At 35.3% G+C, this 23038-nt stretch carries 24 protein-coding genes; 9 read left to right on the forward strand and 15 right to left on the reverse strand.

Annotated elements, in window-relative coordinates; all coding sequences use genetic code 11:
• Positions 1–244: 244 nt before the first annotated feature.
• The 3 genes from C7P63_RS07750 to C7P63_RS07760 all read right to left on the reverse strand — a co-directional run bounded on the left by C7P63_RS07750 (position 245) and on the right by C7P63_RS07760 (position 3396).
• Entirely contained in the window at positions 245–1384 is a 1140-nt protein-coding gene (locus tag C7P63_RS07750) for a PIN/TRAM domain-containing protein (RefSeq protein WP_424580149.1), read from the reverse strand.
• Positions 1385–1401: 17 nt separating this feature from the next.
• Positions 1402–2775 (reverse strand): DNA repair protein RadA, encoded by a 1374-nt coding sequence (gene radA / locus C7P63_RS07755; protein ID WP_125943605.1) that lies wholly within the window; start codon positions 2773–2775, stop codon positions 1402–1404.
• 93 nt (positions 2776–2868) lie between these two features.
• Positions 2869–3396, reverse strand: a complete 528-nt coding sequence (locus C7P63_RS07760; protein ID WP_125943606.1) for a dCTP deaminase/dUTPase family protein — start codon at positions 3394–3396, stop codon at positions 2869–2871.
• Between the two features lie 181 nt (positions 3397–3577).
• Between C7P63_RS07760 and C7P63_RS07765 the strand changes: the two genes are divergently transcribed.
• The gene (locus C7P63_RS07765) at positions 3578–4615 is read left to right on the forward strand and encodes a M42 family metallopeptidase (RefSeq protein WP_125943607.1); all 1038 of its coding nucleotides are present in this window, start codon (positions 3578–3580) and stop codon (positions 4613–4615) included.
• A 43-nt stretch (positions 4616–4658) separates the two neighbouring features.
• Here C7P63_RS07765 and C7P63_RS07770 read toward each other — a convergent pair whose 3' ends face one another.
• Both C7P63_RS07770 and murB read right to left on the reverse strand, forming a co-directional pair.
• Positions 4659–5207, reverse strand: coding sequence for an NADPH-dependent FMN reductase (locus C7P63_RS07770; RefSeq protein ID WP_125943608.1), 549 nt, complete (start codon positions 5205–5207; stop codon positions 4659–4661).
• Positions 5208–5319: 112 nt separating this feature from the next.
• Entirely contained in the window at positions 5320–6222 is a 903-nt protein-coding gene (gene murB / locus C7P63_RS07775) for a UDP-N-acetylmuramate dehydrogenase (protein ID WP_125943609.1), read from the reverse strand.
• Between the two features lie 169 nt (positions 6223–6391).
• On the opposite strand from murB, the gene C7P63_RS07780 reads away from it, so the two are divergent.
• On the forward strand, positions 6392–7171 hold the full coding sequence (locus C7P63_RS07780; RefSeq protein WP_125943610.1) for an exodeoxyribonuclease III: 780 nt from the start codon (positions 6392–6394) through the stop codon (positions 7169–7171).
• 69 nt (positions 7172–7240) lie between these two features.
• Here the strand turns inward: C7P63_RS07780 and C7P63_RS07785 are convergent, their stop codons facing one another.
• The 4 genes from C7P63_RS07785 to C7P63_RS07800 form a co-directional block, all read right to left on the reverse strand.
• On the reverse strand, positions 7241–7753 hold the full coding sequence (locus C7P63_RS07785) for a GNAT family N-acetyltransferase (protein WP_125943611.1): 513 nt from the start codon (positions 7751–7753) through the stop codon (positions 7241–7243).
• 3 nt (positions 7754–7756) lie between these two features.
• On the reverse strand, positions 7757–8224 hold the full coding sequence (gene tsaE, locus C7P63_RS07790) for a tRNA (adenosine(37)-N6)-threonylcarbamoyltransferase complex ATPase subunit type 1 TsaE (RefSeq protein WP_125943612.1): 468 nt from the start codon (positions 8222–8224) through the stop codon (positions 7757–7759).
• Between the two features lie 135 nt (positions 8225–8359).
• Complete coding sequence (pta, locus tag C7P63_RS07795) at positions 8360–9343, reverse strand: phosphate acetyltransferase (protein WP_125943613.1); 984 nt, start codon at positions 9341–9343, stop codon at positions 8360–8362.
• Between the two features lie 92 nt (positions 9344–9435).
• A complete protein-coding gene (locus tag C7P63_RS07800) occupies positions 9436–10113 on the reverse strand; it encodes a uracil-DNA glycosylase (protein ID WP_125943614.1) in 678 nt (225 codons plus the stop codon).
• A gap of 121 nt (positions 10114–10234) precedes the next feature.
• On the opposite strand from C7P63_RS07800, the gene C7P63_RS07805 reads away from it, so the two are divergent.
• Together C7P63_RS07805 and C7P63_RS07810 are read left to right on the forward strand one after the other, a co-directional pair.
• Positions 10235–11113, forward strand: a complete 879-nt coding sequence (locus tag C7P63_RS07805) for a Cof-type HAD-IIB family hydrolase (RefSeq protein ID WP_125943615.1) — start codon at positions 10235–10237, stop codon at positions 11111–11113.
• A 45-nt stretch (positions 11114–11158) separates the two neighbouring features.
• Positions 11159–11686 carry an LURP-one-related/scramblase family protein gene (locus C7P63_RS07810; RefSeq protein WP_125943616.1) on the forward strand — a complete coding sequence of 176 codons (528 nt, stop codon included), beginning with the start codon at positions 11159–11161 and terminating at the stop codon, positions 11684–11686.
• A 24-nt stretch (positions 11687–11710) separates the two neighbouring features.
• Here the strand turns inward: C7P63_RS07810 and C7P63_RS07815 are convergent, their stop codons facing one another.
• The 3 genes from C7P63_RS07815 to C7P63_RS07825 form a co-directional block, all read right to left on the reverse strand.
• Positions 11711–12277 carry a GNAT family N-acetyltransferase gene (locus C7P63_RS07815; protein WP_125943617.1) on the reverse strand — a complete coding sequence of 189 codons (567 nt, stop codon included), beginning with the start codon at positions 12275–12277 and terminating at the stop codon, positions 11711–11713.
• A 148-nt stretch (positions 12278–12425) separates the two neighbouring features.
• Positions 12426–13607, reverse strand: coding sequence for an acetate/propionate family kinase (locus C7P63_RS07820; protein ID WP_125943618.1), 1182 nt, complete (start codon positions 13605–13607; stop codon positions 12426–12428).
• A 29-nt stretch (positions 13608–13636) separates the two neighbouring features.
• Positions 13637–14653 carry a class I SAM-dependent methyltransferase gene (locus C7P63_RS07825; protein WP_125943619.1) on the reverse strand — a complete coding sequence of 339 codons (1017 nt, stop codon included), beginning with the start codon at positions 14651–14653 and terminating at the stop codon, positions 13637–13639.
• A gap of 310 nt (positions 14654–14963) precedes the next feature.
• Between C7P63_RS07825 and yjeM (C7P63_RS07830) the strand changes: the two genes are divergently transcribed.
• The 5 genes from yjeM (C7P63_RS07830) (at position 14964) to C7P63_RS07850 (ending at position 19497) form a co-directional block, all read left to right on the forward strand.
• The gene (gene yjeM / locus C7P63_RS07830) at positions 14964–16469 is read left to right on the forward strand and encodes a glutamate/gamma-aminobutyrate family transporter YjeM (protein ID WP_125943620.1); all 1506 of its coding nucleotides are present in this window, start codon (positions 14964–14966) and stop codon (positions 16467–16469) included.
• Between the two features lie 39 nt (positions 16470–16508).
• The gene (locus C7P63_RS07835) at positions 16509–17744 is read left to right on the forward strand and encodes an aminopeptidase (RefSeq protein ID WP_165863803.1); all 1236 of its coding nucleotides are present in this window, start codon (positions 16509–16511) and stop codon (positions 17742–17744) included.
• A 135-nt stretch (positions 17745–17879) separates the two neighbouring features.
• On the forward strand, positions 17880–18593 hold the full coding sequence (locus tag C7P63_RS07840) for a beta/alpha barrel domain-containing protein (protein ID WP_207853015.1): 714 nt from the start codon (positions 17880–17882) through the stop codon (positions 18591–18593).
• A 12-nt stretch (positions 18594–18605) separates the two neighbouring features.
• Entirely contained in the window at positions 18606–19094 is a 489-nt protein-coding gene (locus tag C7P63_RS07845; protein WP_125943621.1) for a YueI family protein, read from the forward strand.
• Position 19095: 1 nt separating this feature from the next.
• Complete coding sequence (locus C7P63_RS07850) at positions 19096–19497, forward strand: hypothetical protein (RefSeq protein WP_125943622.1); 402 nt, start codon at positions 19096–19098, stop codon at positions 19495–19497.
• A 35-nt stretch (positions 19498–19532) separates the two neighbouring features.
• Here the strand turns inward: C7P63_RS07850 and dinB are convergent, their stop codons facing one another.
• The 3 genes from dinB to yjeM (C7P63_RS07865) form a co-directional block, all read right to left on the reverse strand.
• Positions 19533–20639: a DNA polymerase IV gene (gene dinB, locus C7P63_RS07855; protein WP_125943623.1), complete on the reverse strand. Its 1107-nt coding sequence runs from the start codon at positions 20637–20639 to the stop codon at positions 19533–19535.
• A gap of 61 nt (positions 20640–20700) precedes the next feature.
• Positions 20701–21369, reverse strand: coding sequence for a uridine kinase (udk, locus tag C7P63_RS07860; RefSeq protein WP_125943624.1), 669 nt, complete (start codon positions 21367–21369; stop codon positions 20701–20703).
• 152 nt (positions 21370–21521) lie between these two features.
• The gene (gene yjeM / locus C7P63_RS07865) at positions 21522–23033 is read right to left on the reverse strand and encodes a glutamate/gamma-aminobutyrate family transporter YjeM (protein ID WP_125943625.1); all 1512 of its coding nucleotides are present in this window, start codon (positions 23031–23033) and stop codon (positions 21522–21524) included.
• Between the last annotated feature and the right edge of the window lie 5 nt (positions 23034–23038).

Below are 23038 nucleotides of genomic sequence, written 5' to 3' on the forward strand. Positions count from 1 at the left end.
TACTTGTTCATCAGTCATAGCATGTCTTCATCCCATTTGTGTATCAAAAGTAACATGGGCTGCAATTTAGGGTTCTCCCTAAAATTGTACAATCATTAAGTCAGACTGTAAAGCTTTCTTACCTATTCTTTTAGCTTTTCTGCCTTTTTTATCAAAAAAAAGAAAAAAAGTCAAGATATAGCCTCATTATTAGACTTTTTTCACTACAGAAAATAACTAATAGGCTAACTTGACTGTTTATTTCTTATTTAGATTTATGATTGTTATCATTTCCTGGATTTTGTTCTTTAATTCCTCGTTGTGCATGAAGAGGTTTGGCAAAAATCATTCGACCAGCTGCAGTTTGTAACGCACTAGTAACCACCACATCTAACTCTTGATTCATATAGTATTGACCATCTTCAACTACAACCATGGTTCCATCATCTAGATAAGCAACCCCTTGTTGTCTTTCAGTTCCATCTTTAACTACCAACACATGCATCGTTTCACCAGGAATTACCACAGGCTTAACTGCATTGGCTAACGCATTAATATTTAGGACAGGTACATTTTGAAATTCACATACTTTATTCAAGTTAAAGTCATTAGTGACCACTACTCCGTCTAATAGTTTGGCTAATTTAATTAGCTTGCTATCTACTTCAGCAATATCTTCAAAATCCCCTTCATACATTTCCACTTGAACAGAACTTTCCTTTTGTAACGCATTTAAAATATCTAAACCACGACGTCCTCTAACTCGTTTTAAACTATCTCCAGAATCTGCAATGTATTGTAGTTCATACAAGACAAAATTAGGAATTAAAATCACACCTTCTACAAATCCTGTATTAGCAATATCGTAAATACGTCCATCGATAATCACACTGGTATCTAATATTTTATACTTACGAAAACTCTCATCTACTCGGCGTTCTAGCACTTCTTCTGCTTGTTTTTGTTTCTTAGGGGCAAAAATTTTACGCCATTCTTCGGTTCGTGTTGTTCCTACTCGAAATCCTAAATAACCTAATAAAATCATCACAATAGTTGGAATGATATTACTTAACACGGCTAAATTAGAATTAAATAGAGGGACTGAAATTAATACCCCAATCAATAAACCGATAATCGTCCCAATTGTTCCAAAAAGTAGATAACCTAAACTTTTCGTGTTGATTATTTTTTCTAACCTAGCAACTCCAAGACTTACATACTTTTCGGTAAGTAGGGAAAGAATAAGAAAAATAATAGCACCAATAAGTCCATTACCGAAATTATTATTTAACACAGATAAAAATGACTGCTCAATTGGAATGGAATCCCACAAAGTTGGTAGGAAAGTCATCCCTAAACTTAACCCAATCAGGGTCATAAAAAAAACATAAAATTTCTTTTCCAAAAAAGTTCCTCCTTTCATTAACGAAATGCGACACGTAAAGCTTCACCGATGGTCGCAACACCGATGACCTCAATTCCTTTAGGTGGTTCCCAGTGGTATAAATTGTTTTTAGGAACATAAACCTTAGTAAATCCTAATTTCTTCGCTTCAGAAACCCGTTGTTCGATTCGGTTTACTCGGCGAATTTCTCCAGTTAAACCTAGCTCGCCAATAAAACATTCAGTAGCAGAAGTGCCTTTGTCTTTATAACTAGAGGCAATACTTACTGCAATAGCTAAATCGATAGCTGGTTCATCTAATTTGACACCACCAGCTGCTTTTAAATAAGCGTCTTGATTTTGAAGCATTAAACCTGCTCTTTTTTCCAGCACAGCCATAATTAAAGATACTCGGTTGTAGTCAAGACCTGTGGCTGTTCGTTTGGCATTCCCAAACAAAGAAGGCGTAACAAGTGCTTGAATTTCAACTAGTATTGGTCTAGTTCCTTCCATAGCTACTACAATAGAAGAACCAGTCGCTCCGTCTAATCGTTCTTCCAAAAATACTTCAGAAGGGTTAATCACTTCCACTAAACCTTGCTCTTTCATTTCAAAAATACCAATCTCGTTGGTAGAACCAAACCTGTTTTTAACTGCTCTTAAAATTCTAAAAGTATGATGTCTATCTCCTTCAAAATAAAGAACTGTATCCACCATATGCTCTAGCATTCTTGGACCTGCTAAAGAACCATCTTTAGTAACATGACCTACAATAAAAATAGCCATTTGATTGGTCTTAGCAATCTGCATCAGCTCTGCTGTATTTTCACGGACTTGACTAACACTACCTGCCACACTGGATACTTCTGGTTGAATCATCGTTTGAATCGAATCAATAATCACAAAATCTGGATGAATCTCTTCAATCACTTGTCTAATCGCACTCATATCTGTTTCTGCATAGACGTAAAACTCATTACCAGTTAAACTAAGCCTCTCTGCTCGTAGTTTTATTTGTTCTGTGCTTTCTTCACCTGAAATATATAAAACTGTTCCACCTGTTAAATGAAGTTGCTGAGAAACTTGTAATAACAAAGTCGATTTGCCAATCCCAGGATCTCCTCCGATTAACACTAAAGAGCCTGGAACAACCCCACCGCCTAAAACTCTATTAAATTCATCTAACTGAGTTTTAACTCGTGGTTCGTCACTTGTTTTGACTTGACTTAATTTTTGAGGAGTAGCTCGTTTACCAGATAAACTCACTCTAGCATGAGGTGAGGCGACTTCAGGTTGTTCTTTCACTTCCATCATTTCATTCCAAGCCCCACAATTAGGACATTTTCCAAGATACTTGGGAGAAATATAGCCACACGCTTGACATTCAAAATGTGTTTTAACTTTTTTAGCCACCATTTGCCATCCTCTCTATCATCAAACCTTGTTTTATTTTAACATACTTCATTCTCGAATAAAAAAAACATGTGCTATCTTTCTTTTTTCTTATTAATTACCAGATGAACCAAAGCCCCCTACCCGTTTTCCACCGGTTACATCTTGATCTGCTTTTAAAAACTCTAAAAAGATGCCTTGACCAATTCTTTCTCCTTGTTTAATCGTTTTGTCCATCAAGCCAATATTTAAAAATTGAAACATGATGTGTCCTTCATTTTTTTCATTATTATAGTAATCACTGTCAATCACACCTACACCGTTACTCATGATTAAAAAATGTTTCATAGGATTGCTAGAACGATTGCACAATTGTAAGTACTCATTATCAGGCATATAAGCTTTAATCCCTGTTGGAACTAACGTTGGTTTTAACTGATTTAATAATTTTTCTTCTAACGTTAACTTTTCATGGCTTAAAGCGGCTTTTAATACATTCCCAATCCCTTGTTTCCAAATACTTGGAATCACTATCGTTTCTGCTGCTTCAAAATCATAACCGGCGGCGGCTTCTGTTGCCCGAACAGGTAAATTAACTTTCCCTTGATATTCTTTAATAGTTTCAAATCCTCTTATTTTCACACAATAACCTCTTTCTTTTTTTGCTTTCTACTAAGTGTACTTGATAAGTCAAATTGTTGTAAACCTAAATAAGGAAATCAAAAGATTTCTCTATGATTTTTATGAATTATTAAGATTCTCATATCTTTCTCTAAAGGGATTGGGTATGATAAAGATAATTACAATTAAAGGAGTGACAGCTATGTCAGAAACAACGCTAGAATTGATTCAAATGTTAACTCAGATCCCTTCTCCAACTGGTCAAACAAAAGAAGTGATGACTTTTATTCAAGATCGCTTATCTCAATCTGGTTATACCCCTGTTTTCAACCGGAAAGGGAGTCTGATTGTCACAGTACCTGGACAAAACACAGAACAACAACGCTTCATCACTGCCCATGTGGATACTTTAGGTGCAATGGTTAAAGCGATTAAACCAGATGGCCGGTTAAAACTGGATTTAGTCGGAGGGTTTAAATTTAATGCGATTGAAGGAGAATACTGTACTATCCACACTCAATCAGGCAAAAACTATAGCGGAACTATTTTAATGCATCAAACTAGTGTTCACGTTTATAAAGATGCTGGAACAGCTGAAAGAAATCAAGACAATATGGAAGTACGGATTGACGAAAAAGTTACCTGTCAAAAAGAAACAGAAGCTTTAGGTATTCAAGTAGGAGATTTTATTAGTTTTGATCCTAGAACTGAAATCACAGAAACTGGCTTTATCAAATCTCGTCACCTAGATGACAAAGCTAGTGCAGGGATTTTAATTGAATTTTTAGAAGAGTTAGCTAAAACAGAAAAACTTTTACCTTATACTACTCACTTTTTCTTCTCAAACAATGAAGAAATTGGTTATGGTGGCAACTCAAACATTCCACAAGAAGTGGTTGAATATGTGGCTGTAGACATGGGAGCAATGGGAGATGACCAACAAACTGATGAGTACACTGTATCTATTTGCGTAAAAGATGCAAGTGGCCCTTATCACTTAGGTTTACGTCGTCATTTTGTCCAATTATGTGACAATGAAAGCATTCCTTACAAATTAGATATCTATCCTTATTATGGTAGTGATGCTTCTGCTGCTATGCGTTCTGGGGCAGATGTTAGACATGGTTTGTTTGGAGCAGGAATTGAGTCTAGTCATGCTTACGAAAGAACTCATAATGACTCTGTTCAAGCTACTAAACAATTAGTTACTGCTTACCTTTGGAGTTCTCTTTCCGAATAAAAAAATACTTGCGGCTACCTATTTTAAAGGAGCCGCAAGTTTTTTATTGAAAATAATTAAGCCAAGTAGCAAAACTTTGTAAAAATTGACTTAAAAATCCTTGAGTATTTGGATTGATCTTTCCTGTTTCATCTAATAAATTTTGAATAGAAGCCAAATAGACTTCAGGTTGAGGAAGGGTTGGCATATTAACAAACACTAACGACTGTCTTAAATGATGGTTAGCTCCAAAGCCACTAATTGCCCCAATCGATTGACTGACCACTGCCGCAGGTTTTTTATCCCAACAGTTAAAGCCATAAGGTCTAGAACCAACATCTATCGCATTTTTTAAAACAGCAGGCACAGAACGATTGTATTCTGGTGTAACAAAAATAACCCCATCTAAACGGGAAATTTCTTGTCGAAATCTAACCCAAGCTGCTGGAGGAGTATCTGTTTCTAAATCTTCATTGTAAAAAGGCAAATCTCCAATGAGGATCATTTCTCCTTCTAATCCTTCTGGTAATAATTGATTCAGTGTATCAGCTACTAATTGACTATAAGAATCTTTTCTTAAACTTCCTACTAAAAAACCAATTTTTTTAACCATCTATCTTCTTCCTTTCTTATAACCTACTATTATTATAAGTTATTTCTTGAAAAAAGAATACTATTAAGAAAAGCTAGCAGACAGATTCACCCTGTCTGCTAGCTTTTTTCCTTTATTTTTCTCGTCCAATAATCCGAACTTCTGTTTCTAAACGAACCCCAAATTGCTGAAAGATAACAGCTTGAATATGTTGAATCAGTTCAATATAATCTGTAGCTGTAGCTTGATCAATGTTAACAATAAAACCAGCATGTTTTTCAGAAATTTGTGCTCCGCCCCATTTCAGACCTTGTAACCCAGCATCTTGGATTAACTTACCTGTATAATGGCCTTCTGGACGTTTAAAAACACTCCCACAAGACGGATATTCTAAGGGCTGTTTCGACTCTCTTAATTCAGTTAGTTCAGCCATTCGGCTAGAAATAGCTGAATGATCTCCTTGCTCAAGAGCAAAAGTAACTGATAATACGACTCCTTTTTTTTCTTGTAAAACACTGTGACGATAACTGAAATTCATCTCTTTGTTGGTTAATGTTTCAAAGCGACCATCTTCCCACACAATCTCAACAGATTGAATCACATCTTTTACTTCACCGCCGTAAGCACCTGCATTCATATAAACAGCTCCCCCAATACTTCCTGGGATGCCGCAAGCAAACTCTAAACCAGTCAAATGAGCCTCTTTTGCCACTAAAGTTGTATCAATTAACTTAGCACCTGCACTGGCTGTAATAGTAGAACCAGATACTTGTACTTGATCCATCTCTTCTAGCATCACTACAAAGCCGCTCATTCCGCCATCTCTTACAATTAAATTACTAGCATTGCCTAAGACTGTCCAGGGGATGTTTTCTTTTTGACAAAATAAAATAATATCTTTTACTTCTGCACTTGTTTTAGGAAATAATAAACAATCTGCCGGACCACCTGTTTGAGTAAAAGTAAAATGAGATAATGGTTCTTGATATAATTTTTTAATTCTAGGTAATACTTGTTCTATTTTCTCTTTATCCACAATGTCTTCCCTCACTTTTTATTATCTTTTACATTCTAGCATGCCTCTATTCCTCTTGACTAGTCCTACTAATTTTCTTATGGCTTTTCTTACCATTCAGTCATTTAAAGTCGCACAATCTGAAATAATTCGCTACAATGAGCTAAGAACAATTAAATGAGGTGTTAAAATGAAATGTATTTCATGGAATGTTAATGGGTTAAGAGCCATTGTTAAAAAAGGATTTGTTGATATTTTCAACGAATTAGATGCAGACTTCTTTTGTTTACAAGAAACGAAACTCCAAGCAGGTCAAATCGAATTAGACCTACCAGGCTACTATCAATACTGGAATTACGCTGAAAAAAAAGGGTATTCAGGGACAGCTATTTTCACTAAACATCCTGCCTTAAATGTTCAACTTGGCATGGGAATTGATGAACATGATCAAGAAGGACGATTGATTACGTTAGAATATGATGATTTTTATTTTATCACTTGTTATACCCCTAACTCCCAAAGTGAACTTAAACGACTAGACTACCGCATGAAATGGGAAGATGACTTTAGAGATTATGTCAATGAACTATCTTTAACTAAATCAGTGATTATATGTGGGGATTTAAATGTAGCTCATAAAGAAATAGATTTAAAAAATTGGAAAACCAACCGAAAAAATGCCGGTTTCTCTGATGAAGAACGTCAAAAAATGACTGACCTTTTAAATTCAGGTTTTACTGACACTTTCCGTCATTTCTATCCAGACGTAACCGGTGTTTACTCTTGGTGGAGTTACCGATTTAACGCTCGAAAAAACAACGCTGGATGGCGTATTGACTACTTTTTAACCTCAAATGACTTTGTAGAATATTTAGAAGACGCACAGATTTTAACAGATGTATTAGGCAGTGATCATTGTCCTGTACAACTTACCTTTAACCTTGCTGATAAAAGTGACTCAATAAACTAAAAATATTCCAGTTCTTTTCTTGTGAAAGGAACTGGAATATTTTTAATTAGCTAACTAGTTTCAGGTGGACTATGCTAGCAAATAACTCATCTGCCAAACATCTGCCAATTTGCCATTTTTCATCCCCATACCATAAGTTAATCTAGCCTCTGATTTAAAGCCAATTTTTTGATATAACTTAATAGCTGGCAGGTTGTCCACATGTACTCTTAGTTCTAAACGTTTAATAGTCCCCATCTCTTCTGCCCAGATTAAGACTTCTTCAAGTAGAGCTGTCCCTAGTCCCATATGTTGAAACTCTGCTAACAAACCGATCCCTACTTCTCCAATATGAGCTAAAGCTGGCTCATCAAATCCTTTAACACTAGCTACTCCAATTAATTGATCTTGATAGCAAGCCACAAGTAATAAATAATGAGAAGAGGTTATTAACTGAGTCAAATAATGAGTCAGCTGATCGGTGGTTCTTTCGTAAATATGTTCATCTAAGATCATATAGTCTGACTCTTGGTCCATTTGTTTTAAAACAGTTAACAGTTGGCTAGCATCTTGTGAACCCACTTCCCGGATAATGACATCCATTCCTTATTTCACGTCCTTTAATAACCGAGCTAACATCTCTTCACCTTTAGGGCCAACAGCTTTAAAGGAAAACACACGATGATCTGCTGTTTCTTGTCCATAACTCATGTTAATTTCAAGGTAGGTTTCAGGTAAAGTAGAAGGAATCAAATCTCCCCATTCCACAACGGTTACTCCCTCTTCATAAAAATATTCCTCTAACCCTGTGTCCCCTAAATCATCACTTAAACGATACACATCCATATGGAATAAAGGAAGACGGCCTTTTCTATATTCTCTTACCAACGTATAGGTTGGGCTTTTAATCATCTGTGTAATACCTAAACTTTCAGCTAATCCTTTAGTAAAAGTTGTTTTACCTGCACCTAATTCTCCAACTAAAACTAAACAATCACCAGAAATTAATTCTGTTCCTATTTTTTTAGCTAAAGCTTGTGTTTCTTCAGGTGTATATAAGTTAAGTATTTTCATTGATTATTCCTCTCTTTCTTTTTCTAAGTATACCTATAACTTAGATAAAAAACTAGCCTCCACCTTAGTTGGCTTCAGCCATAAAAAAAGCAAGATATCCCATATAGATACCTTGCCTTTACACTCATTTTATTTTTATTTACCCATGATAGCTTGGCCAGCTGTGATAATAGATAATTTATACACATCTTCTTCATTACAGCCACGAGATAAATCAGAAACTGGTTTATTTAAACCTTGTAAAACAGGTCCAATCGCTTCAAAGTTACCAAAACGTTGAGCAATTTTATAACCAATGTTACCTGATTGGATTTCAGGGAAAACAAAGACATTAGCTTGACCTGCTACCTTAGAGTCAGGTGCTTTTTGTTTCGCAACAGTTGAAACATAAGCAGCGTCAAATTGTAATTCTCCATCAATTTCATATTGAGGGGCTAATTCTTGAGCAATTTTAGTTGCTTCAGCTACTTTAGCTACTTCATCTGATTTAGCTGATCCTTTTGTTGAGAAGCTTAATAAAGCAACTTTTGGATCAATGCCAAACATTTCAGCAGTTTTAGCTGTTTCCACTGCAATTTCAGCTAATTCTTGAGCACCTGGATTAATGTTAATCGCACAGTCAGAGAAAATATATTTTTCTTGACCATTACCACGAACCATTAAGAATGCTCCACTAGTACGGCTAACGCCTGGTTTAGTTTTAATAATTTGTAAAGCAGGACGAACGGTATCCCCTGTTGAGTGAACCGCTCCACTTACCATACCATCTGCTAAATCCATGTAAGTTAACATAGTTCCAAAATAGTTAGCATCTTTTAGAATTTCTCGCGCTTGGTCTTCAGTTGCTTTGCCTTTACGACGTTCAACAAAAGCTGCGACCATTTGATCAAATTCTGGATAAGTTGCTGGGTCTAAAATAGTTAGTCCATCTGTTTTTAAGCCATTTTTATCTGCAACGCCAGTCACTTCATCTACGTTACCAATCACAATTGGATCCACTAGTCCTTCTGCACCTAAACGAACTGCTGCTCCAAGTACACGAATCTCTGTTCCTTCTGGGAAAACGATTTTAATTTTTTGTCCCTTAATTTTTTGTTTTAATCCTTCAAAAATATCCACAGATATACCTCCAAAAGTTTAGTTACTTATTTATGATACAACGAAACGAAAAAAATTAACAGTTTTTACCCTGTTTTATTCTAGAAATCTTTCTAAATATTTTCTAATTTCCAATCAATTGGCTCTTTATCTAAAGCCAGTAATAATTCATTTGTTTTAGAAAAAGGTCGTGAACCAAAGAAGCCTCGATGGGCAGATAACGGGCTTGGATGAGGTGCTTTCAAAATAATATGCCGACTTGTATCAATCATTTTTTCTTTTCCTTGTGCAGGTTTTCCCCACAAAATAAAAATAATCGGATCCTCTCGTTCACTTAATTTTTGTATAACAGCATCTGTCAACTGTTCCCATCCTTTTCCACGGTGAGAATAAGCCTCTCCGTTTCTAACAGTTAAGACTGTGTTTAACAATAAAACCCCTTGTTTCGCCCACTTTTCTAAATAGCCATGATTGACAGGTGGATATCCTAAATCTGCTTCTAATTCTTTGTAAATATTTCTTAATGAGGGAGGAATTTTTACTCCTGGTTGAACCGAAAAACTAAGACCATGAGCTTGATTCGGCCCGTGATAAGGATCTTGTCCTAGAATAACTACTTTGACCTTTTCATAAGGGGTCCACTCAAAAGCCTCAAAAATATGAAACATATCTGGATAAATTTTTTGAGTTTGATACTCTTCTTTTAAAAAGACTCGCAACTGTTGGTAATAATCTGCTGCAAACTCTTCTTCTAAGATAGGTTGCCAACTATTATGAATAACTGTGTGCATCTAATCACTTCCTTCAATTTTTAGCATACTAAACTAAATGAATTTCCTCAACTAGTTTAAATATGATGAAATCTAAAAAACATGGTAAACTATAAAAGAAGAGACTGAAGGAGGAAAACATATGATTCGTTTAATCGCATCTGATATGGATGGCACATTATTAGGTACCAAAATGGAAGTTCTAGAAGAAAATGTCAAAGCAATTCGCTTTGCAGAAAAACAGGGAATTACCTTTATGGCTGCTACTGGCCGAGGAATTACAGAAGCTATCCCTCCCTTAAAAGAGGCAGGTTTACACTGTCCTTTAATTACCGTAAACGGAGCTCAAGCTTTTGATGAAAATCATCAAGAAATTTTTACCATTGATATTCCTAATCAAACTTCTAAAAAAATTATGGATATCTTTTATCAGCATGGAGTTTATTTTGAAGTGGCTACCACACAAGGCGTCTTTTCCAATAGTCGACCACGTCGAATTGAAAATATTGCCATGATGTTAGCCAATAAAATTCCTCATTTGACCTTTAAAATGGCCATTGCAATGGCTTCAGCCTACTTAGATTTACTAGCAGTCAATTACATAGAAGATTATCACAAATTATTAGACCATCCTGATATTAAGATTTTAAAATTTATTACCATGTCTCAAGAAGCAGGGGCTGTATTAAATCCTGTAAGAGAAGACCTAACTAAACTGACTCAAACAGAAGAGATTGTTATCACCTCATCTTCTCCAACAAATATTGAAGTTAACCACAAAAATGCCCAAAAAGGAATTGCAGTCAAACATGTAGCCGAAAAAATGGGGATTCCTTTAGATCAAGTCATGACAATTGGAGACAACTTCAATGATATTAGCATGCTACAAGTAGCAGGTGTAAGTTTTGCTATGGGAAATGCAGAAGAAGAAGTGAAACAACAAGCAAAATATACCACAATCGATCATACTGAGGCAGGAGTAGCTAAAGCTATTTACCGCGCCATTGAAGAAAATCTTTAACCTATTAAATAAATTCCATCAGAACAGGAAAGGATGTGAGGGGGATTGTCAGAATACTATATTCGGCAAAATTTACTAGCCAGCAATAGCCGAACTATTGTAAAAGATAAAACAGGCAAACCTCTTTTCTTGTTAATCGGTCGTTGGGGAACAAGGGGAGATGTTTTATCCTTATACGATATGAGTGGACAACTCATTGCTAAAATTAAACAAGCCACCTTTGCCCTTAAAATTGGCTCCCGCTTTGATTTATACTTGCATTTTGAAAAAGTTGGCTCTTTACAGCGGGTTCTCTCTTTTCAACGAGATTTTTACATTGTTCACGGGTTAGGTTGGGTGGTGATTGGGGACATTCCTAATCATAGATATACTATCCAACACTACAATCAGCAAATCATGCAAATGACAAAAGCCTCTACCATTTACGGAGATTATTACTGCTTAATGATTGATAAAGAAGAAGATGCCCCTCTTTGCATTTGTATTGCTGCAGTACTAGATTACTGGTTGTTAAACCGAAAAACCTCTAAAGAAAAATTCAAAAATTTCTTACCTAACATTTCGACCAATTAAAAAAATCATCAACTAAGCAATCGCTTAGTCGATGATTTTTTGCATATGGTCATATAAGTGACCGCCAATGGTTACTTTGCCTACGTCCTTAAAGCCTTCTTTAGTGTATAATTTTTTAGCTCTAGGATTTACTTCATCCACATTTAGGCCTAAAATATTAGAACCTTGTTCTTTAGCAAAAGTTGGCAAAGCTCTTAAAAGCTTAGCTCCAACACCTTTACCTCGTTGATCTGAACGAACAGCAATACTATCTAAATACCATTCATGTTGAAACGCTTCTTTATCTGTAAACATTTGTTCATGAGTTGGAATTTTTAACTCTTTAAAAATACTAGATAAAGGCTGATCAATAATCGCTTCATCTTCTTCATGGTAACCAAAGGCTGTTCCAACTACTTCATTTTTATCTTCAAAAACCAACGCTCTTTTATAGCCATAACGGAAAGTTTCGTTTAAATAACCTTCTTGCAGTACATCCATCACTGTTTCTTTTCCATATTTTTTAAGAAAATCTAACTCCATATCTTCTAAAATCACCATAATTAACGGTAAAATATGGTCAGCGTCTTTTTGAGTTGCTTTTCGTATCAAACTAATTCCCTCCTGATTTCGTTCATAATAAATACCTTATGCGAATTTTTTGTTTAAAAAAAATCTCACAAAAAACTCCTCTTCGATGTTTAAAGAAACATCCAAAGAGGAGCATATCACGTTTGTTTACAATTTGCAAATACTTAAATTATTTTAATTCCTCAACATCCCGAGCAATCATAACTTCTTCATCAGTTGGAATAAGTAATACTTTCACTTTAGAATCATCTGTTGAAATCACACGTTCTTCTCCGCGAACATTATTTTTTTCATCATCGATTTCACAACCAAACCAAGAAATACCATTAATAATGTCTCGGCGAGTTTCAATAGCATTTTCACCAATTCCTGCTGTAAAGACAATAGCATCTACGCCGTTCATTGCAGCAACATAGCTTCCAATATATTTTTGAACTCGGTTGTTAAAAATTTCAACTGCTAATTTAGCTTCTTCTGTATCAGCTGACTCTACTTCACGCATGTCACTAGAAATACCAGAAATACCTAGTAGACCAGATTTTTTATTTAAAATGTTGACCATTTCTTTAATATCTGTAATGCCTTCTTTATCCATAATATATGGTAAAACAGAAGCATCAATATCTCCAGAACGAGTTCCCATAGTTACTCCAGCAAGTGGTGTAAAGCCCATAGACGTGTCAATTGACTTACCTCCGTCTACTGCAGTAATAGATGCACCGTTCCCTAAGTGACAAGTAACAATTTTTAATTCTTCAATTGGTTTACCTAACATGTCTGCTGCACGTTCAGAAACATAACGATGACTTGTTCCATGAGCACCATATTTACGTGCTTTATGTTTTTCATAATACTCCATTGGAATACTGTATAAATAGTTAACAGCTGGCATAGTTGTATGGAATGATGTATCAAAAACAGCTACGTTAGTTGTTTTTGGTAATAATTTTTCAAACACGCGAATAACTTTTGCTTCAGCAGGGTTATGTAATGGAGCAAATTCTGCTAAGGCTTCAATTTTTTGAATAGCCTCTTCATCAATTTTAGCTGATGTTTTAAAGAATTCCCCACCAGCTACAATACGATGGCCTGCTCCTTCAATTTCGTCAAAACTTTCAATAATATGTAATTCTGTCATTTTTTCTAATAACATATGAATAGCAAATTCATGGTCATTAATGTCTAAGACATCATTATATTTTTGACCTTCGCCATATTTAATAGTAAAAATAGAATCTTTTAAGCCAATGCGTTCTACGATTCCTTTTGCAATAACTTTTTCTTCTGGCATTTCAAATAATTGCCATTTTAAACTTGAACTACCAGCATTGATTGCGATTGTTTTTGACATAAAACTCTCCCTTTTCTTTTATCCATATTTTAGTTAATAATATTATCTTCACACCAATCTTGAAATTGGTTAAAGAACAACTGAAGGTGTTGTGGATCTTTTAAAGAAGGTAACGCTGTCACTAAAATTTCTTTAGCTTGACGGCTACGCTTTCCTTTGTTTTGAACAATCACAATTGATTTTTGAGACTGTTCATTTTTAAATAGCGAGCTAGGTAATTGAATAATACCTTGTAAATAGACATCTTCTGCTATCCATTCTTTCAATTTATCTGCTTGCTCTGTTGTCATAAAATTAGAAGGTAGTAAAAAGATTCCAAAACCATTTTCTTTCACATACTTCATACTTTGCTCTAGTAATAAATGATGAGCATAACTATGGCCTTCTTCTACTTGCATTCGAAACTGATTGGATTTTTCTTCTAAACCATAATAACCAATCGGTAAATCCCCAATAGCGATATCACTTGGATCAAGGAGTAATGGCTCTAAACTATCTTGATGATATAAAGTAACAGGTAAGTTGAGCCAATCAGCTGTTGAAGCAGCAATACTAAGCAAGGTATCATCAATATCAATCCCTGTACTTGTCAATTGATACTCTGCTAAAGTTAAATTAGTCAACACCGTGAATAAAAGATTTCCCATACCTACTGTTAAATCATGAATAGATAGGAGAGGATTTTTTTTCTTAGGTGCTAGTTGTTCGATTAAATAAACAAATAAAAAACCAATAGCATCTGGTGTTAATTGATGATTTTGCTGAATCGGTTCTTTTCTCATACCATCTAACAAGACTAATTGTGTTATTTTTCTTTTTTCTTCAGGCAGCAGTTCCAACTCTTCTAACTCTTTATAAGAGGCTTCTACTTTTTTTACCACATCTGGACTTGGTTGTCCCTCAATCACCCGAACCTGATTATGATCTCCTATATTATCTAAGGTTTCTATGTAAGCATCATAAAAATTAATCTCTAAGGTTTGAACTAATTGATTGATACTTGTTTGTAGTAAATAAAAACCTTGTTCAACTTTTGTTTGAGGCATCTTCTCACCTCTTTCTTTTTAATAAAATCTGTACATACTGTTTAATTTTAACAAAAATATAGGGATATTCAAGTATTTTTCCTATCTTAGATGATGAGCTAATTTTTTCTCATGAATTTATTAGTATGTACTCACTTCTAATACATTAGTTATTTTTCTCTAGGTTAAAATAAAATGAAAAATAGCTAATAGTTACGTGAAGAGGACTTTGTAAGTGTTTACATAGACTCTTGTTAAAACCTATAATAAAGATTGAAAAACATCACTTAATAAAAACTATTAAGTAAAAAAAAGAAAAGGAGCTTGTTGTATGTCTAAGAAAAAATTGACGCTCAAAGCACTCATCCTCATGATTTTCACATCAGTATTTGGCTTCACTAATATTACCAAAGCCTTCTACTTGATGGGCTACTCATCCATTATTTGGTATGTATTAGCCGCACTTTGTTTCTTTATTCCCTTTGCTTTCATGTTAGCAGAATACGGGGCAGCTTTTAAAGATCATAAAGGTGGGATTTATTCCTGGATGGCTGAGTCTGCTAGTCCTAAGTTTGCCTTTGTGGGAACATTTATGTGGTATGCATCTTATATTATTTGGATGGTAAACGTTGGTTCTGGTATCTGGATTCCTTTATCTAATGCTATTTTCGGTGTAGATAAAACACAAGAATGGAGTCTATTTGGATTAAACGGCGTTCAAACATTAGGTGTTCTAGCGATTATCTGGATTATTTTCATTACCCTAGTATCATCTAAAGGGTTAGACAAAGTAAAAAAAGTAACGTCAATCGGTGGTACAGCTGTTGCATTGATTAATATTTTACTATTTGTTGGTGGAATTTTAATTTTAGTCTTAAACGGTGGCATGGCAGAGCCTTTATCTGTTGAAGCTTTCACTCATTCACCTAACCCTGGCTACCAAAATATGATTCAAGTCTTTAGTTTCTTAGTATTCGCAATCTTCGCTTATGGTGGACTAGAAGTAGTTGGTGGATTAGTTGATGAAACTGAAAATGCAGAAGTGACTTTCCCTAAAGGTATTACTATTTCAGCTATTGTTATTGCAGTAGGTTATGCAGTTGGTATCTTCATTATGGGAGCTTTCACTAACTGGACATTTGCTTTCACTCAATTTGGTGATGTTGAAGTAACAATGGGTAACGTGTCTTATATTGCTATGAACAACATGGGCTATCAATTAGGACATGCGTTAAGTCTTTCTGAAGCAGCAAGCGTAACTTTAGGTAACTGGATTAGCCGCTATATGGGTCTATCTATGTTCTTAGCTTTAACTGGAGCATTCTTTACTTTAATTTTCTCTCCATTGAAACAATTGATTGAAGGAACTCCTAAAGAAATTTGGCCTGAAAAATTAACACGCACTAAAAATGGTATGCCAACTTATGCTATGTGGGTTCAAGCAGGTATCGTTGTAGTAATCATTGCCCTTGTATCATTTGGTGGGGACAGTGCTAAAGCTTTCTTTGATATCCTAATTGCTATGACAAACGTAAGTATGACATTACCATACATGTTCTTAGCTATGGCATTTATTGGCTTTAAAGAAAAAGATGAAATTACTAAACCATTCTTAATGTATAAATCTAAGAAAACAGCTAAAATCGCTGTTTACGTTGTAACATTTGTGGTTGGTTTCGCTAACGTCTTTACTATTATTAAACCAGCTTTAGATGGTAATCCAAAAGAATCTATCTGGTCTGTTGCTGGACCATTATTCTTCGCTGTCGTTGCTTTAATCTTATTCTCTCGTTACACAAAAAAAATGGAAGCAACTTCTTACAACAAGATTGATTAATCAACCTGAACAACCATTAATAGAAGGGATCTGAATGACTTGATTAAAGATTTTGATAAATGTTTGGAAAAGTACGCTGAATTAATTGTAAAAACAGGAGTGAACGTCCAACAAAACCACACTGTTTTACTAGAAGTATCTGTCACCCAAGCACCACTAGCTCGTTTAGTTGTGAAAAAAGCTTATGAATTAGGAGCTAAAGAAGTTATCCTTCGTTGGAACGATGATTTCATTTTAAGACAGCATGTTGCTCATACGGATATTGATGTATTAGAACATGTACCAGATTATCGTCTAGCAGAAGTAGATGACTGGGTTGAAAAAGGAGCTTCTCGGATTAGTATCGTGTCACAAGATCCAGGAGCACTAGCAGGTGTAGATTCTGAAAGAGTAGCTGCTTATCAACGTTTTGACCGCAAATTCTTATTCAATTTACGTCAAGCAGGACAAGCTAATAAAATCAGTTGGACAGTTATTGCTGCTGCTGGTACTGAATGGGCTAAACTTGTATTCCCTGAATTAGCTTCAGAAGAAGAACAAGTTTCAGCTTTATGGGATCAAATCTTTAAAGCTACGCATATTTATGACGAAGATCCAATTGCTTCTTGGAAAAAACACGAAGCTATTTTAGCAGAAAAAGCAGCTATGTTAAATAAAGCGCAATTTAAAGCACTTCACTATCAAGCACCTGGAACAGATTTTACAGTTGGTTTACCTGACAATCATGTTTGGGATAGCTCTAGAAGCATTAATAGCCGCGGTGAAGAGTTTATGGCGAATATGCCAACAGAAGAAGTCTTTACAGCTCCAGACTTTAGACATGCAGAGGGAACTGTTAGTAGTACAAAACCACTTAGCTATGCTGGAACAACTATTACAGGCATGCAATTTACCTTTAAAGACGGAGAGGTTGTTGAAGCATCAGCAGACCAAGGGGAATCCGTTCTTAAAAGCTTACTTAACAGTGATCCTGGTTCTAAACGTTTAGGTGAGGTAGCGCTTGTTCCAGATCCATCCCCTATTTCTCAATCAGGTATTACTTTCTACAACACTTTGTTTGATGAAAATGCCTCTAATCACTTAGCTTTTGGAAATGGTTATGCCTTTAATATTGAAAACGGCACAAACATGTCAGAAGAAGAATTAGAAGCTATTGGCCTAAATCGTAGTATTAACCACGTTGATTTTATGATTGGTTCAAATCAAATGGACATTGATGGTATCCGTGAAGACGGTACTCGCGTTCCAATTTTCAGACAAGGTGATTGGGCATAATAACTAAAAAAGGATAAGTCATTAGGCTTATCCTTTTTTTATCAATGTTTTTCGCAAAATTAGGTAAAAAAATAGGTAAATGCTATAATTAGAGTTAGATGTAACATTTATTTTTTTGAAAAGTAGGTGACTTGATTGGAAGAAAAGAAACAATTGCAGGTTCCAGAAATCAACACAACTCTTAGACAGGATACCATCCAACTACCAGAAGTAATACGAAGTTGTAGTGGCATTAAAATTTTTGGCAAAAAAATTAAATCGATTGTATACTCAACAGATATTGCCATTATCCGAAATATCAATGCAGATGCTGTGATTGCGGTTTATCCTTTCACCCCTCATCCAACTATTACGAAATGTATTACTGAAGCAGCGGATATTCCTGTTTTTAGCGGCGTAGGTGGTGGTCTAACCCAGGGAAAAAGATCTGTACATATGAGTATGTTTGCAGAGTCCCAGGGAGCTATTGGCGTAGTAGTCAACTCCCCTACTCCTATGAGTACCATTAAAGACATTCATGATGTGATCGCTATTCCTATTGTTGGAACAGTCACATCTATTTATGCAGATATTGAAGCGAAACTTGAAGCTGGTGTAGCTATTTTAAATGTTAGCGGCGGAAAACATACGGCACAAATTGTTCAAGATATTCGCCAATCATTCCCAGAAGTACCTATTATTGCCACAGGTGGTCCAACAGAAGCCTCTATCCAAGCAACAATTGAAGCTGGTGCCAATGCGATTACTTATACCCCACCTACAAACGGGGCTTTATTTAGCCAAAAAATGGATAAATACCGAGTACTTGAAAAAGAAAACTATGAAAAAATTCATCATTCAACAAAATAAGGAGGAAGGTTAGTGGCAGAAAAAGACATTCAAGATTATTTAGACAAAGGCATGTACGGTGCTCCTCAAATTAAACCAGATGAACAAAGAAAATACCTAGGCACTTTTAGAGAACGGGTCTTTTTAGCGTTAACTATTAACGAAATGAAGGAACAAAAACATGTCAAATATTTTGAACAAGAACTTAAAAAACAGCCTGACTACCATGTATTAATCAACGGCAATGTAGATATGGAGGATCAGTTAAATTTCATTAGCGTCGCTCAAAAATGTAATTGCTCATTTACCGTTGTAGAAACCAAACAACAAGAACCAGATAATCCGTTAGGTTTAGTTTATGCCGCTGATGAGGCTATTAATCAAGAGATGATTAGTCTATCAGAAAAATATTCTAAGTCCACTTCTAAATCTCATTCTATGGTCGAAACTGAAAAAACAGAAAAAGTCTCTGAATCTAGAGCGCCACTTCTGCTAAAACGAATTTTTAAAAAGGAGGAATAACATGTCTTACCCTGTTGCTAGAGAGTCTATCAAAAAAGAATTGGCAGAAGCTCTAACTTGCCACATTCAACTATTACGGCACATTCAACAAATCGATTCTGATGCAGTAGAAGGTCTGCTATTTACCATGCACCGCTTCGGCTTTATCCTAGAAAGAATTCCTAACTTATTGATTCAAGATGACACAGAAGAACTGTACTTTGCGATTTTCCAATATTATAATCTCTTGGCTGAATTAAAACGTTCCTTACAGTTAGCTTATCCACAAACGCAAATTTATGGAACTAAGTTACTTGATTTATTACAGCCTTTCCCTACTCACTATGAAAAAGAAATCAATCAATGGTGGGAAGAACTTACTGGTTTACAAGTAGATGAAACCAAACAAACTATGAAACTATAACCTAAAATAACTCACCTAAATCACGTTTAGGTGAGTTATTTGATTGGTAAAACAATCGGCTCATATGTAGTCGGAACTAAATTGGTTAAAGTAATACCTAACAGGCGAATTTCTGTCCCTAACAAGTTTAGTTCTTCCCATATCTCATAAGCATAAAAGTAAATAACTTCTTCCTGGCTAACATATGTTTCTAATGTTTTCCGCCGAGTAATCGTATCAAATACAGAAGTCCTAATTTTTAACACAACTGTTTTCCCTTGTTTGTCAGCTTTTTTTAAAGCTAAGGCCACCTCATGAGCTAATTTTCGCAAGGTCATAATAATATCAGTTTCTTGAACCAAAGGCGTCGAAAATGTCCGCTCTTTTCCCACTGACTTACGCTCCCTATTAGCTAATACCGGTGCATTATCCACTCCCCGAACTTTCCGGTACAAAGAATATCCCATCTTACCAAATTCTTGGATTAACCACATTTCATTTTTTTGATACAAATCTTCTCCAGTAAAAATACCTAATTCATGCATTCTAGGTACGGTTTTTTTACCTACTCCATGAAACTTTTCAATCGGTAATTGTCTCAAAAATAGAATAGCTTGGTCAGGTGTAATTACCGTCAGTCCTCGTGGTTTTTCATAGTCAGAGGCTAGTTTAGCTAAAAACTTGTTATAGCTCACTCCAGCAGAACAAGTTAATTGTAGCTCTTCCCAAATTTGATACTGAATCATTCTAGCTAGCTTAATACCACTTTTAATTTCTTTTTTATTCTGAGTTACATCTAGATAGGCTTCATCTAAAGCAACTGGTTCAACTAAATCTGTATACTGATGAAAAATGTTATGAATAGCTCGAGACACTTCTCGGTAATAGTCGTGATTACCTGGTACAAAATTAGCACTAGGACACAGTTCATAAGCTTTTTTCGCACTCATAGCAGAATGAATACCGTACTCTCTTGCTAGGTAATTAGCAGTTGTTACGACTCCTCTACCATGGGTTTCTTTTGGATGCCTTGCAATCACTAAAGGTTTTCCGACTAATTCTGGATGATCCCTTTCTTCGACAGAGGCATAAAAAGCATCCATGTCGATATGTAAAATTTTACGAGATAAATCATTTTTTAATGGGAATTGTAATTCTGGCATGTTGATTCTCCTTAAAAAAAATCAAACAAAAAAGAATGTCTCAGACATCCTTTTAGTGACATTAACGAAAAACAGAGGGTTTATCTTGGTGTAGTTGCCCTTTCTCATCAAGAATATGAGCAATTTTAGTTGTCATTAAGTCAATGGCTACTTGATTTTCTCCACCTTCTGGGATAATGATATCTGCATACTTTTTCGTTGGTTCGATAAATTGATGGTGCATCGGTTTAACAACGGATAAATACTGATTGATCACAGAGTCTAAAGAACGTCCTCTTTCTTCCATGTCCCGTTTAATTCGGCGAATAATCCGAATATCATCTTCAGTATCCACATAAACCTTAATATCCATTAGATCTCGCAAACGTTCATCTTCTAAAATTAAAATACCTTCTAAAATAATAACCTCTTTTGGCTCTTGATGAACCGTTTCTGAACTTCTAGTATGTGCCTCATAGTCATATACTGGTTGATCAATCGTTTCATAGTGTAATAAATCATTTAACTGGGCAATTAACAAGTCTGTATCAAAAGCCAAAGGATGATCATAATTTGTATTAAGTCGTTGTTCAAAACTCAAGTGGCTTTGATCTTTATAATAAGAATCTTGCTCAAAAAGCATTACTGAATGATTGGAAAATTCTTTTAAAATAGCTCGACTAACACTTGTTTTACCACTCCCAGAACCTCCCGTTACACCAATAACAATGGGTCTGTCTGTCGTTTGCATACGTCCGATACCTCTTTCATCTCTTCTATTTTCTTTCTATATAGTAATCTATATTCCTTGAGCTTTCAATCTATTTATCAAGAATTGATAAATAATCGGAGAATAGAAAAATACAGTGAAGGACAAGCCTTCACTGTAAGTATCATTAATTTTTATTTTGTTTCTGCTTGGCTTGATCTCTTTTCATAGCGTTTATACAACGTATACGCAATTAGTGAGAAGATGATTGGTCCACCTAGCATCCAAATAGTTTCTGAAACATTCGCATTTTGAGCACGTAACATTGGTTCAATAATAGTAAACACGTTAGCAAAACCAACGACAAACACAACTACACCTGTTACCAATTTAGTGCTTTTTTCTGTTTTGAAGATTTCAAAAGAATGATCCAGATTATCTTTTTTCTTAAAGGCAGGGAATGCTGCTGCTAAGAATAGATAAGGTAAAGTCATCGCTACGTTAGTCATTAAAGTTAGTACGTTGTAAAATTCTTGAGCTCCTTTACCACCGAAAGAAACTAAAGCGATAATGACAACAACCATACCAGCTTGTACCCACATAGCCACTTGAGGCATACCATTTTCATTTAGCTTAGTTAATTTTTCTGGCCAAATGCCTTTTGGTGTTCCTTGGATAATCGTTTTAAGTGGTGAATAAATTAATGTAAAGAAAGCACCTGTATAAGCTAAGAACATAGATAATCCTGTAATACGGGCAAACCACATACCAAGACTAGCTGCTCCTCCAGCACTCATACCTAAAGCTTTTCCTAATTCAAGACCTAAATTATCCATTAAGACATAAGTGATGTTTCCTAGGTTAACTTTATCTCCTGATAAAACAGATTCCCAGTTTGTTGAAACACCCCATAATAGTAAACTTAAAGCATATCCAACTGAAATAATTAAAGCAGACACAATAATACCTTTAGGGAAATTCTTTTCAGCATTTTCTGTTTCATCTACTAATCCGCCAACCGCTTCCAAGCCACCGTAAGCAAAAATAGCAAAAATAACAAAGCCTAAAATAGAAAAAGCATTTCCAAACTCTGCGTTAGGTGATTGGATAAAACTTTGAACCCCATGAATAGGTTCAGCCATTTCACCATGATTTAGTCCCCAAATAACTACACTGGCAACTAATAACACAACGTTTAATGCTGTTACTGCAATCCCACCAATTGATGTGATTTTAGCAATTTGATTCATGCCTTTAGAAGCAAAGAAAGTTACTAAAACCATCCATAGCATAGCTAAAATTCCTAAGCTTTGAGTTGCATTTAAACCGAAAAATGCGAAATCTTGCGTCTTATCTGCTCCAAAAATAAGAGTTGTGAAAGGAATCCATACTTTAGAAGAAATCCCCACCATCCAGATAATGTAAGACGTAAACCACATAAAAGTTCCAATAAATGCATACAATGGTCCAACTGATTGTTCCATCCATGAATAAATTCCACCTTTTTCATGTTTAAAGGCTGCTCCGTATTCTGCCATCATTAACGCATAAGGAATAAAAAATGCTAAAGCTGCAAAAATATACCAAGGTATCGCAGCATATCCCATACGATAAAAAGCAACCGGGGCATTAGCAAAACCAAAAACTGATGTAAAAATCATTAATATTAAGCCAATTAGCGTCAGCTTTTTAGTTTCTTTTGACATGATTA

The sequence above is a fragment of the Vagococcus humatus genome (assembly GCF_003950325.1).
GTDB lineage: Bacteria > Bacillota > Bacilli > Lactobacillales > Vagococcaceae > Vagococcus_C > Vagococcus_C humatus.